This is a genomic window from Agrobacterium sp. AGB01 (assembly GCF_014851585.1).
In the GTDB taxonomy this organism is placed as follows: Bacteria; Pseudomonadota; Alphaproteobacteria; order Rhizobiales; family Rhizobiaceae; genus Agrobacterium.
Map to the genome: position 1 here is coordinate 306312 of NZ_JACVAB010000005.1, position 17090 is coordinate 323401.

14 protein-coding genes are annotated in these 17090 nt (G+C 55.3%); 9 read left to right on the forward strand and 5 right to left on the reverse strand.

Features of this window, described 5'->3' with window-relative positions; all coding sequences use genetic code 11:
* Positions 1-52: 52 nt before the first annotated feature.
* The 4 genes from catE to IB237_RS18685 all read right to left on the reverse strand — a co-directional run bounded on the left by catE (position 53) and on the right by IB237_RS18685 (position 3812).
* Entirely contained in the window at positions 53-2197 is a 2145-nt protein-coding gene (catE, locus tag IB237_RS18670; protein ID WP_192490197.1) for a catalase C, read from the reverse strand.
* Positions 2198-2292: 95 nt separating this feature from the next.
* The gene (locus IB237_RS18675) at positions 2293-2799 is read right to left on the reverse strand and encodes a ferritin-like domain-containing protein (protein WP_192490198.1); all 507 of its coding nucleotides are present in this window, start codon (positions 2797-2799) and stop codon (positions 2293-2295) included.
* A 74-nt stretch (positions 2800-2873) separates the two neighbouring features.
* Positions 2874-3482 (reverse strand): general stress protein, encoded by a 609-nt coding sequence (locus IB237_RS18680; protein WP_192490199.1) that lies wholly within the window; start codon positions 3480-3482, stop codon positions 2874-2876.
* A 27-nt stretch (positions 3483-3509) separates the two neighbouring features.
* Positions 3510-3812: a PepSY domain-containing protein gene (locus IB237_RS18685; RefSeq protein WP_210324030.1), complete on the reverse strand. Its 303-nt coding sequence runs from the start codon at positions 3810-3812 to the stop codon at positions 3510-3512.
* A 591-nt stretch (positions 3813-4403) separates the two neighbouring features.
* Between IB237_RS18685 and IB237_RS18690 the strand changes: the two genes are divergently transcribed.
* Entirely contained in the window at positions 4404-4676 is a 273-nt protein-coding gene (locus IB237_RS18690; protein ID WP_192490335.1) for a hypothetical protein, read from the forward strand.
* 126 nt (positions 4677-4802) lie between these two features.
* Here IB237_RS18690 and IB237_RS18695 read toward each other — a convergent pair whose 3' ends face one another.
* Positions 4803-5816 (reverse strand): LacI family DNA-binding transcriptional regulator, encoded by a 1014-nt coding sequence (locus IB237_RS18695; protein WP_192490201.1) that lies wholly within the window; start codon positions 5814-5816, stop codon positions 4803-4805.
* 195 nt (positions 5817-6011) lie between these two features.
* Here IB237_RS18695 and IB237_RS18700 point away from each other — a divergent pair, with 195 nt between their 5' ends.
* From IB237_RS18700 to IB237_RS18735, 8 genes are all read left to right on the forward strand, one after another.
* The gene (locus IB237_RS18700) at positions 6012-7937 is read left to right on the forward strand and encodes an ABC transporter substrate-binding protein (protein WP_192490202.1); all 1926 of its coding nucleotides are present in this window, start codon (positions 6012-6014) and stop codon (positions 7935-7937) included.
* A gap of 106 nt (positions 7938-8043) precedes the next feature.
* Complete coding sequence (locus tag IB237_RS18705) at positions 8044-10158, forward strand: family 10 glycosylhydrolase (protein ID WP_192490203.1); 2115 nt, start codon at positions 8044-8046, stop codon at positions 10156-10158.
* Positions 10159-10184: 26 nt separating this feature from the next.
* The gene (locus IB237_RS18710; protein ID WP_192490204.1) at positions 10185-11171 is read left to right on the forward strand and encodes an ABC transporter permease; all 987 of its coding nucleotides are present in this window, start codon (positions 10185-10187) and stop codon (positions 11169-11171) included.
* 11 nt (positions 11172-11182) lie between these two features.
* A complete protein-coding gene (locus IB237_RS18715; RefSeq protein WP_192490205.1) occupies positions 11183-12358 on the forward strand; it encodes an ABC transporter permease in 1176 nt (391 codons plus the stop codon).
* A gap of 11 nt (positions 12359-12369) precedes the next feature.
* Positions 12370-14082 carry an ABC transporter ATP-binding protein gene (locus tag IB237_RS18720; protein WP_192490206.1) on the forward strand — a complete coding sequence of 571 codons (1713 nt, stop codon included), beginning with the start codon at positions 12370-12372 and terminating at the stop codon, positions 14080-14082.
* A gap of 9 nt (positions 14083-14091) precedes the next feature.
* Positions 14092-14868: a 2-oxo-tetronate isomerase gene (otnI, locus tag IB237_RS18725; RefSeq protein WP_192490207.1), complete on the forward strand. Its 777-nt coding sequence runs from the start codon at positions 14092-14094 to the stop codon at positions 14866-14868.
* A 13-nt stretch (positions 14869-14881) separates the two neighbouring features.
* Positions 14882-15733, forward strand: coding sequence for a 2-hydroxy-3-oxopropionate reductase (locus IB237_RS18730; RefSeq protein ID WP_192490208.1), 852 nt, complete (start codon positions 14882-14884; stop codon positions 15731-15733).
* Positions 15734-15769: 36 nt separating this feature from the next.
* Positions 15770-17032, forward strand: coding sequence for a glycerate kinase (locus IB237_RS18735; RefSeq protein WP_192490209.1), 1263 nt, complete (start codon positions 15770-15772; stop codon positions 17030-17032).
* Positions 17033-17090 lie beyond the last annotated feature (58 nt).

The following is a 17090-nucleotide window of genomic DNA, read 5'->3' on the forward strand; positions in this document are numbered from 1 at the left end:
GATGTGCGATCGTTTGCTGGTTGATGGGCGGGGACAACCCCGCCCATCTAGGCTACTTGATTGGCGGAGAAGCCTTACCAAGCTTTACCGATGGCTCACGGCCCCAGACACGAAGTTTGCCAAGTTCCGAAACGAAAGCTGACAGGCCCTCTTCTCCGGGCAAAGCCAGAACGCCTTCATCAAGGTCTGCAATCCCCGCTTTTTCAAGCAGCGGGAGCGCTGATTGATCGTAACCGATGAATTTGCAGTGCTGAAAAGCGTCGGCCACAAAGTCTCTGGCAGTCGCCTCATTCACCAGGTCGTCAATCGCATCGGTCGACGTGAGAATGGCCACGGCATCGAACAGGACCGACGGTCCGCCATCGATCATATGCTGAGCCTCGATCCAACTCCCATCAGAGGCTTCTACCCCACCTACCTTGGGCGCAATCAGCTCGACAACACCTTTTTCCTTTATGATGGCATCTGTCAGACCTTTCAGCAGCCTGGCATCCACACCATCGGTGACCAGAATACCAAGTTTTCGCCCTTCGAAGCGCTGGGGCCCGTTTTCGATGATACTGAGCGCGGGGGATGGCTCCAGATCCTGGCGCGTTGGTACCGCAGCGTCAGCAGGCTTTGGCAGTTTCTTGATGCCGAGCTTCTGGGAAACAGTCGTGGCAAGCGTCTCATCGATGTTTAAAAGATGGGATATCATGCGCTCGCGAATGACCGGGATTTCAACCTTGCTGAGTTCAAATGTCAAAGCAGCGGCGATGTGGCGCTGTTCCGGTGGTGTTTGGCTGATAAAGAATTGCCTTGCTTGGCTATAGTGGTCAGCAAAGCTCTCCGGACGTAGCCGGGCTTTTGCCCCCTGTTCTTCGGCGGGGAAATGCCGGTACCCACGGGTCGGCGATTCCCGCGGCCCTTCGCCAAACGAGTTCGGCTGGTAATTGACCTTACCGACAGGATTGCGCATTGCCATATGACCGTCCTGTTGGAAATGTGCAAACGGACACTTCGGGGCATTGATAGGCAGGTGCGTGAAATTCGGCCCGCCCAGGCGTTTCAATTGTGTGTCGAGGTAAGAAAAGTTGCGGCCCTGCAAAAGAGGGTCGTTACTGAAATCGATGCCCGGAGGTACGTTCTGCGTCATGAAGGCAACCTGCTCGGTTTCCGCGAAGAAGTTGTCTGGCATGCGGTCAAGGACCAGCCGCCCGATCGGCTGAGGCTTGATGATTTCCTCTGGGATGAGTTTCGTCGGGTCGAGTACGTCGAAATCAAAGCTGTCGGCGAACGCCTGATCGAAAAGCTGGACCTGCAGCTCCCATTCCGGGAAGTTGCCTGACTGGATGGCGTTCCAGAGATCGCGACGGTGGAAGTCCGGGTCGGCGCCGTTGATTTTGACCGCTTCGTTCCAGGCCACGGACTGAAGGCCCAGTTTTGGCTTCCAGTGGAATTTAACGAAAGTCGACTCCTCCTTGGCATTCACCATGCGGAAGGTGTGCACCCCGAAACCTTCCATGAAGCGGAAGGACCGCGGTATGGCACGGTCGGACATGGTCCACATGACCATGTGCATACTCTCCGGAGTGAGACTGATGAAATCCCAGAAATTGTCATGGGCCGTCTGCGCTTGGGGGAAAGCCCTATCCGGCTCCTGCTTGGCCGCATGAATGAGGTCCGGGAATTTGATGGCGTCCTGGATAAAAAAGACCGGAATGTTGTTGCCCACCAGATCCCAGTTGCCTTCCTGTGTGTAGAGCTTGACGGCAAACCCGCGCACATCGCGTGCGAGGTCGGCAGACCCCTTGTTTCCGGCTACGGTCGAGAAACGTACGAAGGCGGGCGTCTTTTCGCCTTTACGCTGTAGGAAATCAGCTTTCGTGTAGGCGGCAAAAGAATCGTACGTTTCGAAGAATCCATGCGCACCATAACCGCGCGCATGCACGACCCGTTCGGGAATCCGCTCGTGGTCGAAATGAAACATCTTCTCACGGAAGTGAAAGTCGTCGACGACGAGTGGTCCCAGGGCCCCGATGCGCAGTGAGTTCTGGTCGTCCGCAATTGGTCCGCCCTGGGCGGTGGTCAATATGGGTGTGTCGCCTTCGGCTATCTGGTGTAGTTCGCCACCCGGCCCGCGCTGTAGCGTCACATCGTGTATCGTGGCGGTATCGGGTGCGGAATGCGGCGATTTAGCGGTTGTGTTCTTGGCCATGGTGGGCTCCTGATGAACTGGGTTCGACGGGCGCCTGCGGCCCGAAAGCAGAAAGGCCGCCCCCAAAGGGCGGCCTGATCCGTAGTGTCGGTAGTCTAGCTGGCTTTTTTCATCGTGCCTTTGGCATTGGCTGAAGATTCACCGAGCGCCGTGAGCTTCTGGTCCGTGGCAATCTCTTCCTGCAAGGTGGCATCCAGTAACGAGGCCGCCTCCTTCATTCCAAGCTGGCTGGCCCAGGACTTCAGCGTGCCATAACGGGCGATCTCATAGTGCTCGACAGCCTGCGCGGAAGAAATCAGTCCGGCATCGAGCGCTGCCGTGCCTTTGTAATCCTCCATGATCTCTTCGCCTTCTGCGAGAATGCCTTGTATAGCTTCGCATGTCTTGCCGCGAGCGGGCTTGCCAAGAAGCTCGAAAATCTGCTCCAGACGCTCGATCTGAACCTGAGTTTCGTCGCGATGCTGGAGGAAGCCAGCCTTGCCTTCTTCTGATTGCGCGGCGCGCGCCATTTTCGGCAAGGCCTTCAGGATCTGTTTTTCAGCGAAGTAAATGTCCTTGAGCGTCTCGAGGAAAAGGTCGTTCAATGTTTTTTCGTTAGCCATTGGTGTTGTCCTATTTCTTAAAGGGGGTGAACTGAAACTTGAAAACACGCCTCTTATTGGCGGGCTTTGTCGGGCTAGAGACCAGCGCCTGTGCGGCGATAGCGGTTACGTTCCTGCTCGATTTCCTCGGCGGGGTAGGGGTCAAGGGTGTCGTCGAAACGCGTCCAACCCTGCTCCTGGTAAGCGGCTCGCCGCTCTGTCGGATCAACCAGGTTCGAGCGCTTCAGAATTGCGTCTGCTTGTGGAGCGAGCGTGTCCTCGACTTTAGCCGTTACCAGCGTTCCGCCGCGGCGAACGCCTTCGGCATAGACGTGCGCGTCGTCTTCGGTTACGCCCGAGCTTGTCATGGCACCGATTATCCCGCCAGTCGCGCCGCCTGCGACTGCGCCTGCAACGGCACCGGCAGCTGTGGCGGCCAGCCATCCGGCGGCCACGACCGGTCCAACGCCTGGGATTGCCATCAGACCGAGACCCGTGAGCAGGCCACCAGTGCCGCCAATGGCGGCACCTATGCCGGCACCTGTGCCAGCGCCCTCGGCTGCATTTGAATTGTCCGCGTGCCGATCGTCCGCATTGTGAGAAACGATACTGATGTCGCTGGATTTTACGCCCGCTGACTCAAGCGCGCCGACAGCTGCGCTTGCATCGGAATAGTTGTCGAAAAGGCCGGTTACAGTTTTCATAATTGAAATTCCTATTGTTATATTGGGTTACTTCGCGACGACATTGCCCTGATAGTCGAGTGCGACCGAAGCGGACTTGCCGTCCTTCACGCCGGTGGCCATCCAGATGCCATTGTCATCCTTTTTCAGGTCCTTGACGGAGAACCCTGCTTCTTCGATCCGTTTTTTCGCCTGTGCTTCGGTGAAGCTGTTTGCCCCTTCAACGGGTGCGGTGGCATTCCTAGGCTGCGGTGTGGCGATAGCTGGTGTCGTTGCATCAGAGTTCGCGGTCGGCGCTGTCTGAGCGAATGCGCAAACCGCGCTGGCGCTGAGCAGCGCCGCGGCAAGCATATAATTTTTCACTGGGGTATTCCTCTCGTTTGGAGCTCGTAGTTACGAACTCCTCAGTCCCTAACCCCAGGACCCGGCAATTGTTCCATGCTGCTGGAGACTAGTTTGACTTGCCGACTGACCTGAGCGGGCCACACGCCCGGTTTTGAAGAGCGCTCACAGACCAACAGCGGAAATAATGGGGGGCACGGATGTCGCGGGGACGCCAGGGCGACCGACCACTGGTGCTTTGACCATCTGCCTGACGAATATCTAAGGGGATAAAAGCTTTCATCGAGTTTCATGGTGGACGCGTGAAGTGCTGACGCATTGTCTCGGGTTCTCTCGTACCCCTGGCGCGACTACTTCGTTGGGCAAGGACGGCATGAATGGCCGAAACCAGTTGAGATGGGACACGGCTTGTTCCAACTCAGCTTAGCCTGCTGAAAACCTTGCTCCGATCGGCGACGTCAGTGTCGGAGTGCTTTGCACATGCCAGTGCCGCCGATTTGAGCTGTGTGGCCCGGCGATCGATGGTTTACCGAGAGGCGGGCGCGCTCGTCTTTTCGCCTCATCTTGCTCCTAGCGTAAGACATCAAGAAGGAGACAGACATGCTGAAATATAGCCTCATCTTTGCCCTCCCGATTATGGCAACGCTCGCCGCTTGCTCCTCTGCTGATGTGCAAAAAGAAACGGCGCAGGAAGTACGGCCAATGGACGAAGTGCCAGTTCAAAAGACCCTGCCGAACGGAGATCGGGAATATGCTTATCGAAGTGGTTGCTTGGTCGTACTGGAGCCAAAGCGTGCTGTGGTGAAGAGTGAAAGTGCCAACTGTCAGCTACACCACCGCGATATTTCTTTACTCTACGCCTCTGGCGATTGATTTCACCACACGCGTGAAAATGGCCATCGTGTCTCGCTGGATGATCGTGAGTTCTTCACGCCTCCTGCTTCCATGGCCTAACCAACATGCTGTTGGATTGCCGGTTCGAACCCGGCCAAAGGCAAGTTACCTCGAAGCCTCGTTGAGTTGTTTCGCTTGCACGGGAGCCGGCCCCGATGATCTCCGCTCAATGAATGTCGATGCAATAAGAATGCGTCTTGCCGGAACCGAGAGGTCGCGCGTTTCAAGCCGTTCCAGCAAAAGCCGAAGCGCCGTTGCACCCATTTCCAGGCCCTGTACTTTAATCGTCGTAAGTTGTGGAGATATCTGGGTTGCAGCGGAGAAGTCGCCAAAGCCGACAACCGACATATCTTCGGGAATCCTGAAGCCGCGGGCTAGAAGCTCGGAAACCGCGGTCAGTGCCAACCCGTCATGAGCGCAAAACATTGCCGTGGGGAGGACGCCGGATTTCTGGAGTGTTAACAGGGCCGGGATAAAGCCGCCGTCTTCTGCAAAACGCAGGTCATGGAGTTCTGCATCCGGGCAACCCTCCAGGCTCTCCCTCAGACCATAGTATCGCTCCCGTCGTCCGCGATATCCTTCTTCCCCCTGAAGAAAGACGATCTTGCGGTGGCCAAGACCAAGCAGATATTCACCCACAGCAATTCCGGCCTCATGATCGGTTCCGCCCACATGATCCGCCTGCTCCAGAGGGGAAACCCAGCCCAGCCGGACCACGGGTACACCTGACGCTTTGACGATATCAAGCGTGGTCTGCTCGTGAGGGCCAACAAGAATGATGCCAGCGCTATCTTTGGCCATTGCCTCTACGCGATTGGCATCGTGGGTCCACTGCAACCGAACCGGCTGGCCGAGCCGGTGGGCCTCCCGTTGCATGCCATCTTGCAGCATCGTGCGCAGCTCATAGCTGACACTATCCACTTTATCATGGAAGATGAGGGTGATTTCGCGCTGTTCCTCAATCGGCTTTTGCCGGTTGTACCCGAGTGCGGTTGCAGCCTCCTCAACCCGCTGTCGCGTGCTTTCGCTCACACCTTCCTTTCCCGCAAGGGAGCGGGAGACGGCAAATTTGGACAGCCCAGTGTAGCTGGCAATGTCCTGCAGCGTGACCCGACCCATGTCGAACCCTCCTGAATATTGACGCATCGCGCAGTGAATAAAAAAATTTAACATAACGCTTTACCTAACAAAATACATAATGCAAGCTAACAAAATAACAAAACAAAAACTCAACGGAGAATTATCTGCAAGAAAGCTGAGGTGTCGGCCCAGAGGAGGGGAGATTCACTCGGCGTATGAAACGAGGAGGAAAACATGCAAGGATTAAAACGCCGCGCGTTTCTCGCTGCGGGAACAGCAGCTGTTTTGCTGCCTGCCCTACCTGTTTGGGCTCAAATGACTTTCACTGAAGCTGAAATGCTGAAAGACCTTGTCGGCGAAGGAAAACTGCCTGCGCTGGCGGATCGTTTGCCGCTGAACCCGTTGATTGTCACACCGCTTGAGCGGGTCGGCTCACACGGTGGCGACTGGAACAGTGCCATTGTTGGCGGCGGTTCCTTGTCGATGCTTTTCCGGTACCAAGCCTATGAACCGCTGTTGCGATATTCGCCAGACTGGTCGGGCGTTGTGCCAAACGTCGCCGAACATTACGAAGCCAATGCTGATGCGACAGAATTCACCTTCAGGCTTCGTAAGGGTATGAAATGGTCGGACGGTGAACCCTTTACCACCGAAGACATCCTGTTTTGGTACGAAGATATCTTCAACTATGAGGGGTTGGATGATGTCGGCCAGAACCACCTGCGTTCCGGTGGAAAGAAAGCACGGTTTGAAGCCGTTGACGACGTGACATTCAAGGTAATCTTCGCCGCGCCAAACGGGCTTTTCCCGTTGAGACTGGCGTGGGCGAATGATGATCAGACGACCCGGGCGCCAAAGCACTATCTCAAACAGTTCCACATCAAGTACAATAAGAATGCTGAGGAAGAGGCGAAGAAAAAGGGCGCCTCCGGTTGGATCCAGTTATTCCAGCGCGAGGCCGGGCTGGTTGTCGACAATGAATTCTTCCAGAATTCGCAACGCCCCGTCATCCACGCCTGGAAGATGACCGTGGCTCCCGGACAAAGCACCGATAGGGCAATTGCCGAGCGCAATCCTTTCTACTGGAAGGTCGATACTGACGGCAAGCAGCTGCCTTATCTGGACCGCATTGTATACCAGATGGTCGCCGATCCCCAGGTGTTGCTTTTGAAAGCGATGCAGGGCGAGATTGACCTGATGGACCAGTACATCGCAACCCCGGCCAATCGCGCCGTACTTTATGACGCACAGGAGCAGGGCAACTTCGGTTTTTATACCCTGACGTCAACCGAAACGAACGAGATGGTGTTCCAGCTCAACCTCAATCACCCCAACGAGTTCAAGCGCCAGCTTTACAACAACAAGGATTTCAGGGCTGCTCTATCGATGTCGCTTGACCGCCAAGCCATCATCGACACGGTTTTCATCGGCCAGGGCACAGTATCACAACCCGCACTCAGAGCAGAAGATCCACTCTACAACGAGCGCCTCGCAACGCAGTTCACACAATATGACCCGGAAGGCGCAAATGCCCTTCTCGACAAGATCCTTCCCAACAAGGACGGTGAGGGTTACCGTCTGGATGACAGCGGTAAACGTGTAACGGTCATATTTGAAATTGATCAGGCGCGTGCGACCTTCCTCGATATTTTTCAGCTAGCGTTGCCTATGTTCCAGGCTGTTGGTGTCGATGTTCAAATGCGAACGATGGACCGCTCGTTGTGGGAAGTAAGGGTGCGTCAGGGTATCGAATATGATGCGACGGCTCACCGCTTCGGCGGTAACGGCGGAATTGCCGCCATTCTTGATCCTCGCTACTACATTCCAAATACCACCGAAGCGCTTTACGCCAAGGGATGGCAGTTGTGGTATCGAGATCCCAGTTCCAAGGGCGCAGTTGAGCCACCTCAACCGGTCAAGGATGCGTTGACCCTTTATGACCGCGTGCTTGGTTCGGCCAATCCTGACGAGCAGAAGAAACTGATGGCTGAGATTCTGGAAATTGCAGCCGATCAATTCTACGTTTTTGGCATATGCCTGCCAACGGACAGTTACGGGGTCGTCAAAAAGGACATGCGCAACGTTCCTGAAACCATGCCGAATTCATGGGGCTATCCGACACCTGCGCCAGCCAATCCCGAGACGTTTTTCAAAGCCTGATCGCTCTCCCTCCCCGGACTGAGAAACCGGTTCGGGGAGAGTAAATCTCCACGTGTCGCACGTGCCGTCCCCGGCGCGACGGCAACCTATTGCCATGGATATCAACATGCTTCATCGACCAAATACGTCCACCGATACAGCCAGCCGCTCCCATGAGTGGTACAAATCTGCCACCCGATGGACACAGCTTACATTTGCGGAGGACGATCCGGAAAAATACGATCCAGAATTCTGGATCGATGTTTTCCGGCGCACGAAATCGAATGCCTTATGCCTTTCGGCGGGCGGCTACATTGCCTATTACCCCAGCGAAATCCCATTGCATTATGTGTCCAAGTTCATTGGCAGCACAGACCCATTTGGCACGATCGTTGAGGGTGCACGCAAATTGGGAATGCACGTGATGGCACGTGTCGATCCACATGCAATTCATGCGGATGCAGCGCAGGCCCACCCTGAATGGGTTGCAATCAACAAGGATGGCAGTCCGCGCGAGCACTGGGCGTTTCCCGGCATTTATGTGACCGACGCATTAGGAAGCTACAACCGCGATTTTACGACCGACGTCATTCGTGAGATTGTTTCGAAATACGACATTGACGCGGTGTTTGCCAATCGATGGCAAGGTCATGGGGTATCCTACAGCGAGGATAACCAGAGGCGTTTCAAGGATGAAACCGGCTTTGACTTGCCGCTAAAACCGGATGCGAGTGATCCTGCCTGGCAGGCATGGGCTGCGTGGCGCAGGCGTATTCTGACAGAGCTGGTTGTTTATTGGGACGAGACCGTAAAAGGCATTCGGCCACATGCCAGCTTCATCCCCAACATGAGCGGCTCATCGCTCATGGAATTTGACCTTTCACTTATTCAGAAACATTGCCCTATTCTTTTCGTTGACCATCAGGCACGTCAAGGCGTTGAGGTTGGCTGGTCAGCGGGGCGAAACGGCAAACGTATCCGCGCTACATTTCGAGACCGGCCGGTTGGTTTGATTACGTCCATCGGGCCAGAGGAGGAATATCGCTGGAAGGATTCCGTTCAGAGCGGAGAGGAAATTAAGCTCTGGATCCATGACGGCATGGCGCAGGGACTTTTCCCGTGGTTCACGAAATTCAATGCATGTGTTCCAGACGATCGCTGGGTGCAGCCGGTCGTCGAGGCCTTCAATCTTCATGCTGACATCGAGCCGCACATCGACGGCATGCAACCAACTGCCGAGATTGCGATTATCGATCCTTCAACCACGCTGCGGCACTGGGCGCCAGAAGAACGGCATATTGCCGAGCAAAACGATCTCGGCTTCTATCATGCTCTGGTCGAGGCACGTATTCCGTTCGAGTTTGTGTCCGATCAAGTCATGACAGCAGAAACGCTGGATCGCTTCAAGCTAATCATATTGGCAAACGCCGCCTACCTTTCCGATGAACAATGTAGCGCGATCGAAGCCTACGTCCAGCGCGGCGGATCGGTTGTTGCTGCATACGAAACGTCGCTTTACGACCAGGTGGGCAAGCCGCGCACTGATTTTGGTCTGGCAAACGTCTTTGGGGCACATTTGACCTCGTCGACCCGCGGGCCGGTCAAAAACACCTACATTGCTCTTTCAGGTCCCCATCCAATCAACATAGGTTACGACGGCGCTGCCCGCATCATCGGTGGTACGCACCTGTTAGCCGTCAATGCAGAAAAAGCTGCAGACACACCGTTTCTCTACGTTCCCGACTTTCCTGATTTGCCTATGGAAGAGGTCTATCCGCGACAAGAGCCGACGGGCGCAGCCGTTGTCGCGAGGGACACAGGGTATGGCGGTCGAGTGGTTTACATCCCCTTCAACCTCGGTGAAGTCTATTGGAAAGTGCTGGCACCGGACCACGGGCGGTTGATTGCTAATGCAGTCAACTGGGCTTTCGGTGAAGATCATCGTGTTAGAATTGATGGCAAGGGGATCATCGATATTGCGATCTACGAAAAGGACGACGCACTGGTGGTGTTCCTAGTCAATCTGACCAACCCGATGATGATGAAGGGACCGCTGCGGGAGGCGTACCCCATTGGGGTCCAGACGCTTTCAGTAGCACTGCCGAAAGGAAAGCGGTCTGCCGTCGCAAAGATGCTGGTGAAAGGTCAGGAGTGCACCTGCCGTATCGTGGGCGACCGGGTCGAGGTGGAGGTGCCATCGGTCGAGGCCATGGAGACGGTCCACCTGACCTGGCATTCATAAGCCGAGAAAACCAGTGGGAGGAAGCCATGCTGGCCTATGTGCTGAAACGTATTCTCTACATGATACCGACATTGTTCGGCATGTCTTTAATCGCCTTCATGATCATTCAATTGCCGCCTGGCGATTATCTAACCTCGCTTCTGTCCACCATGGCTGATGGGGGACAGAACCTGGATGAAGCAACCATTGCCCGGCTGCGCGCGCAGTATGGTCTCGATCAACCCGTCTATGTCCAGTATTTCGTTTGGATGACGGGTATTCTGACGCGGGGCGATTTCGGCTACTCGTTCGAGTGGAACCAGCCTGTGTCAACGCTGATCTGGGATCGCATGGGCTCGACCCTGCTCATCTCGTTTGCCAGTCTGTTGATGGTCTGGGCCATTTCACTGCCCATCGGTATCTACTCAGCGGTAAAAAGGCATTCGTTCGGTGATCACGCCTTTACCCTACTTGGATTTATCGGCTTGGCAGTGCCCAACTTCATCATGGCACTGACCTTGATGTATATGAGCTACCGTTTTCTTGGCCAAAGCGTCGGAGGCATTTTTTCTCCTGCATTTGTCGATGCGCCGTGGAGTGTTGCCAAATTCACCGACATGCTTAGCCACATGTGGATACCGATCATTGTCATCGCAATGTCCGGTACTGCGGCAATGATCCGCATTCTGCGCGCCAATCTCTCCGACGAATTGAGCAAACCCTATGTGATTACGGCGCGTGCAAAGGGGCTTCCCGAACGGAAAGTCATTGTAAAATATCCGGTGCGTATCGCGCTGAACCCCTTCGTCAGCTCAATTGGCTGGGTTTTGCCCGATCTTGTGTCCGGTGTGACCATAACTGCAATTGTCCTCAATCTGCCAACCGCAGGCCCGCTACTGCTTCGGGCGCTTGTGGGGCAGGACATGTATCTCGCCGGCAGTTTCATTCTTCTTATGGGCGTGCTCACCCTGGTTGGCATGCTGATTTCCGACATTCTTCTGGCTGCGCTTGATCCGCGCATCCGTTTCAACTGAAGGGGCTCTCCATGTTGAGTGACACAAATAGCGTCTCCACGCTGGAAACAGGTCCCGCAATCAGTCCTTTGAAACGTAGCGGCAAAGTCGAGAGTCTGGTGGCAGCTGGTCAATGGACACTGATCCGCCAGCGCTTTTTCAGACATAAGGTCGCCGCCGTTGCTGGTGTGATCATTCTCATTCTTTACGTCATTGGTGTTTTTGCCGAGTTCCTGGCACCGGGTCTGCCCAACGCATCAAGGCCGCAATACACGTTTGCCCCGCCGCAGAGAATTGCCCTGTTTGCACCCTCGGCGGATGGCGGAAGCAAGTTTCTTCCCCATGTCAAAGGTTACAAGATCGAGATTGATCCGAAGGCCCTGCGCCGCAGCTTTGTCGTTGACGAAACAAAGATCATTCCCATTGGCCTGTTTGTGGAAGGTTCGCCCTATAAGCTTTGGGGGCTTATCCCGATGCAAACTCGTTTGTTGGGACCGCTCGATCAGCGGGAACCGATGTATCTTCTCGGCTCGGATCGTCTTGGACGAGATCTGATGAGCCGACTGATCTACGGAACTCGAGTGTCAATGTCGATTGGCCTCGTGGGTGTGGCCATTTCGCTCACTCTTGGGGTTATCATGGGGGCGGTCTCCGGATATTACGGAGGCTGGGTCGACACCCTGATACAACGTATCATCGAGATCGTCAGCGCCATGCCGACCATACCGTTGTGGCTAGGGCTGGCCGCCGCCATTCCTCTGACATGGTCACCCTTATCTGTCTATTTCATGGTCACGCTGATCGTTTCATTGTTGGGATGGACGGGACTTGCCCGCGAGGTCAGGGGGCGGTTCTTCTCGCTGCGTGGCGAAGATTTTGTAACGGCCGCCAGGCTGGATGGAGCAAGCGAGCGCCGCATCATCTTTCGTCACATTCTTCCGTCGCTTACCAGCCATATCCTTGCTGTCGTGACGCTCGCCATTCCCACGATGATCGTTGCGGAAACGTCGCTGTCATTCCTAGGGGTCGGGCTCAAACCGCCTGTCGTCAGTTGGGGCGTATTGCTTCAGGACGCACAAAATGTCCGTACGGTCGCAACAGCCCCGTGGCTGCTGATCTGGCCAAGCCTGGCCGTCGTGCTGGCTGTGCTGTCCTTCAATTTCTTTGGCGATGGTTTGCGCGACGCGGCCGACCCTTATGACACATGAGGTGCATCACGATGATAAAATCTGAAACATTGCTCTCGGTGCGCAATCTCTCCATCGATTTCCATTTGCGAACACACATCCTTCATGCCGTGCGTGACGTGAATTTCGATTTGCAACGCGGCAAGACACTGGCACTTGTCGGGGAAAGTGGATCGGGAAAATCGGTTACCGCCCGCTCATTGATGCGGCTCATCGACAAACCTGGTCGCATGATCGACGGCGAGATCCTTCTCGACGGACCAGGCGGTCCGGTTGATGTCGCAAAAATGGCAGAGGGCAGTCGCGAGGTACTTGCGATCCGTGGCGGTCGCATCGGGTTGATTTTCCAAGAGCCGATGAGCTCACTTTCGCCCGTCCACACGATCGGATCGCAAATTGTCGAGGCTATCCGCTTGCACAACAAGGTCTCGAAGAAAGAAGCTTGGGAGCGTTGTATCGATCTGTTGAGGCAGGTCGAGATCCCACAGCCAGATTTGATGGCCAAGCGATACACTTTCGAGTTCTCGGGCGGAATGCGCCAGAGAGCTATGATTGCCATGGCTCTGGCCTGCGATCCTGAAGTGTTGATTGCTGACGAACCCACGACCGCGCTGGACGTGACCACCCAGGCGGAAATCCTTGACCTCATTAAACGCCTGCAAGACGAGCGTGGCATGGCAATGCTGCTGATCACCCATGATATGGGCGTGGTCGCCGAGGTAGCTGACGATGTTGCAGTGATGAGGTTTGGGCGGATCGTTGAGAAGGGACCAGTCGATGAGATCTTTCACGCCAGCCAGCATGCCTACACGCGCCAACTTTTGAACGCGACCGTGAAGCTAGAGGGCGCTGCCGAAAAACGGGCACTACCTTCGTCCCTCAGTTCTTCGGTCGAGCCGGTACTATCGATACGCGGACTGACGAAAATTTACGGTGGGGCATCGAAACTTTTCGGCGCAAGCGCTGGTCAGGGACTGGTTGCGGTCGACAATGCCACTCTTGACCTCTTTCCGGGTGAAAATCTGGGCATTGTTGGCGAAAGCGGTTCAGGCAAGACGACCTTAGGGCGCATGATGTTGCGTGTGATAGAGCCAACCGCGGGCAGCGTACATTTCCGCCCCGATGGTGACACTGCACCTGTTGAGGTAACCTCGCTCGGTAAAACTGATCTGCGTCGCTACCATCAGGATGTGCGACTGATCTTTCAGGACCCCTTTGCATCTCTTAATCCGAGAATGACAGTCAAGCAGATCATTGCGGATCCACTGATCGTATCGGGGAAAATGAGCGGGCAAGCCCTCGAAGAACGCGTTGCCCAACTGCTTGAAAAAGTGGGCCTGGACCCACTGGCGATGGAGCGTTATCCGCACGCCTTTTCTGGTGGCCAACGGCAGCGCATCGGCATAGCAAGAGCGCTGGCAGTTGATCCCAAAGTGATCGTTGCAGACGAGGCAACCTCTGCACTCGATGTATCGATCCGTAGTCAGATCCTCGATCTGCTGCTTGATATCCAGAAGCATCTGCATCTCAGCTTCATTTTCATTTCTCATGATATTTCGGTCGTGCGCTACTTCTGTGATCGCGTGGCGGTGATGCACAAGGGAAAGATTGTTGAAGTTGGAGATGCGCAGACGATCTGCACCAACCCATCGCAGCCCTATACGAGGCGGTTGATTTCCTCCGTTCCAAATCCCGATCCACGCAACAAGCGCATGCTTCATCGTCTGCGCGCAGAGCAAACCTGAGGCCAGCACATGCCCAAATTCGCAGCCAATCTCTCCATGCTTTATACGGAGCACCCATTAATCCAGCGTTTTGCTGCCGCCGCTGCGGACGGTTTCAAGGCCGTCGAGTATGTCAGCCCGTACGAGGAAACACCCGAGGCGGTCGCCGCCGAATTGAAGAAAAACGGTTTAACACAAGCTCTTTTCAATTTGCCTGCCGGTGATTGGGCGGCAGGAGAGCGTGGCATAGCCTGCCTGCCCGACAGGGTCGCCGAGTTCGAGGTGTCGGTGGACACTGCACTGGCATATGCTGGTGCTCTTGATTGTCACAAACTCAATTGTCTTGCCGGCATCGCTCCCAAGGATGTTGCTCCCGACATTCTGGAAGAGACCTTGGTAAAAAACCTGCGTTATGCGGCAACGCGGCTTGCGGATGCAGGCGTGACCTTGGTGTTCGAACCGATCAACACCCGCGACATTCCTGGCTATTATCTGACCAACACAGATCATGCCGAACGTATCATCGGGCGGGTCAACCATCCCAATCTGTTGATACAGTACGATTTTTATCACATGCAGATCATGCAGGGCGACATCGTCAGAACGTTCGAGAGGCTGCAGAAATCCATTGGCCATGTTCAGGTCGCCGATAATCCAGGGCGCCACGAACCTGGCACAGGCGAGATCAATCACGATTTCATTTTCAAACGTCTGGACGCGCTTGGCTACGATGGCTGGGTCGGATGTGAGTACCGCCCGGCGGGCGATACCAGCCAGGGGCTCGGCTGGCTGAAGGCATATCAATAAGGGAGAAGGTACGTTGAAAGTTGGATTTATCGGACTGGGCGTTATGGGTCGCCCGATGGCGCAGCATTTGATTGAAGCCGGTCATGACCTTTATGTGCATCGGGTCAAGCCCGTCTCTTCGCATCTCGTTGAGAGTGGTGCGGTTGCCTGCGACACAGCGGCGGAGGTTGCGAAGTCGGCCGAGGTAATCATTCTTATGCTGCCCGACACGCCTGATGTCGAAACAGTTCTGTTTGGCCAGGATGGCGTTCAGCAAGGTCTCAGCAGCGGCAAGCTCATCATCGATATGAGCTCCATTTCACCGTTGGCAACCAGGGACTTTGCGGCTCGAGTTGAAGCCCTGGGCTGCGACTATCTGGATGCGCCGGTGTCGGGTGGCGAGGTTGGCGCAAAGGCAGCGTCTCTGACCATCATGGTTGGTGGAAAGACTGAGGTCTTTGAGCGTGCCAGACCGCTATTTGAGCGCATGGGCAAGAACATCACCTTGATTGGTGGCGTCGGGGACGGCCAGATTGCGAAGGTTGCGAACCAGATCGTTGTTGCTCTCAATATCCAGGCGGTTTCAGAGGCACTCAGGTTTGCTCAAAAGGCAGGCGCCGACCCCGCGATCGTACGTAAGGCGTTGATGGGTGGTTTCGCTGCGTCTCGTGTTCTTGAAGTGCACGGCGAACGTATGATCAAGGGAACGTTTGAACCAGGCTTCCGCATGCGTCTGCATCACAAGGATTTGTCGCTTGCCATGGAATCGGCACGACTTCTCGAGCTGATGTTGCCAAACGCAGCATTGGTGCAACAACTCATGAACAGTGCATTGGCCAAAGGCTTCGGAGACAAGGATCACTCGGCGTTGTTTGAGCTTTTGTAGTCGATCCCCGCTGATGGCCTTAGAAAGGAAACTGCTGTGATTTTAGATCCACGCCGCTTTCTGACTTCTCTTTATGATGTGGCTGTAAAGGCGGCAGATCCTGCAAATGGCATGACGAAATTCCTGCCTGTGCCACCGGCCAAAGGTCGCGTCGTGGTGATCGGTGTCGGGAAGGGAGCCGCCCAGATGGCACGCTCCTTTGAACATGTCTGGGACGGTCCGCTCAGCGGACTTGTCGTGACGCCTTATGGCTACGAGTGCGAAACGCGTGATATCGAAGTTGTCGGTGCGGCTCATCCGGTGCCTGATGAATCCGGGCTTGCCGCTGCAAAGCGGCTGAAATCCATCCTGTCAGGCCTTTCTGCTTGCGATCTCGTAATTGCTCTGGTGTGCGGAGGAGGTTCAGCTCTTCTCCCATCACCACCGGATGGCTTTACTCTAGCCGACGAGATAGGTCTCAACGAGGTACTTCTTGCGTCAGGCGCACCAATCTCAGCAATGAATGTGGTACGAAAACATTTCTCCACCATCAAGGGTGGGCGCCTTGCTGCGGCGACGAAAGCACGCGTCGTCACTTTTGTCGTCTCGGATATTCCCGGGGACACTGCTGCTCTCGTGTCGTCTGGTCCAACGATTCCCGACGACAGTTCCCGTCAGGAGGCACTGGACATAATTGCGCGTTACCGCATGGAGCTGCCGTCCAAACTGCTGGATTTTCTCAGCACGCCCGCTGCAGATGCTCCATGTCCGAAAAGTGCTGCCTTTGAGGGCAACACATGGCACGTTTTGTCTTTGGCGCGTGTGGCGCTCGATGCTGCCGCAGAATTTGCACAGCATGATGGTGTCAACGCGGTGATATTGTCCGATGCCATTGAAGGCGAGGCGCGGGATGTTGCGCGCGTCCACGCTGCCATAGCCCGTGAAATTGCCACACGTGACAGTCCATTTGCAAAACCTTGCCTGCTGCTTTCAGGCGGAGAAACTACCGTGACATTAAAATCTGAAGGTGGCAGGGGAGGGCGCAATGGCGAATTTGCTCTCTCGCTGGCCCTTTCCATCGACGGTTTAGAGGTGCACGCCTTGGCCGCTGATACTGATGGCATCGATGGTTCGCAAAACAATGCTGGAGCATTTGTCGACGGAACCAGTGTGGAGCGCTTTCGCACGAAACACATTGATGGGCAGGCCCTGCTTGCCGCCAACGACAGTTATTCGGCTTTCTCCCTGGCCGGGGATTTGTTCGTCTGTGGGCCAACCGGTGTTAACGTCAACGATTTTCGCGCTATACTGATCACCTGATATGGGCCCTGTGGGGTTAAAGTCACTTGTACGGCGGGGCTAGTTGCGGCTGCAACAA

Coding starts and splice junctions, on each gene's coding strand:
- otnI (WP_192490207.1), top strand. CDS start 14,092: ATGCCCAAATTCGCAGCCAATCTCTCCATGCTTTATACGGAGCACCCA.
- IB237_RS18700 (WP_192490202.1), top strand. CDS start 6,012: ATGCAAGGATTAAAACGCCGCGCGTTTCTCGCTGCGGGAACAGCAGCT.
- IB237_RS18710 (WP_192490204.1), top strand. CDS start 10,185: ATGCTGGCCTATGTGCTGAAACGTATTCTCTACATGATACCGACATTG.
- IB237_RS18680 (WP_192490199.1), bottom strand. CDS start 3,482: ATGAAAACTGTAACCGGCCTTTTCGACAACTATTCCGATGCAAGCGCA.
- IB237_RS18675 (WP_192490198.1), bottom strand. CDS start 2,799: ATGGCTAACGAAAAAACATTGAACGACCTTTTCCTCGAGACGCTCAAG.
- IB237_RS18705 (WP_192490203.1), top strand. CDS start 8,044: ATGCTTCATCGACCAAATACGTCCACCGATACAGCCAGCCGCTCCCAT.
- catE (WP_192490197.1), bottom strand. CDS start 2,197: ATGGCCAAGAACACAACCGCTAAATCGCCGCATTCCGCACCCGATACC.
- IB237_RS18685 (WP_210324030.1), bottom strand. CDS start 3,812: ATGCTTGCCGCGGCGCTGCTCAGCGCCAGCGCGGTTTGCGCATTCGCT.
- IB237_RS18690 (WP_192490335.1), top strand. CDS start 4,404: ATGCTGAAATATAGCCTCATCTTTGCCCTCCCGATTATGGCAACGCTC.
- IB237_RS18715 (WP_192490205.1), top strand. CDS start 11,183: ATGTTGAGTGACACAAATAGCGTCTCCACGCTGGAAACAGGTCCCGCA.
- IB237_RS18695 (WP_192490201.1), bottom strand. CDS start 5,816: ATGGGTCGGGTCACGCTGCAGGACATTGCCAGCTACACTGGGCTGTCC.
- IB237_RS18720 (WP_192490206.1), top strand. CDS start 12,370: ATGATAAAATCTGAAACATTGCTCTCGGTGCGCAATCTCTCCATCGAT.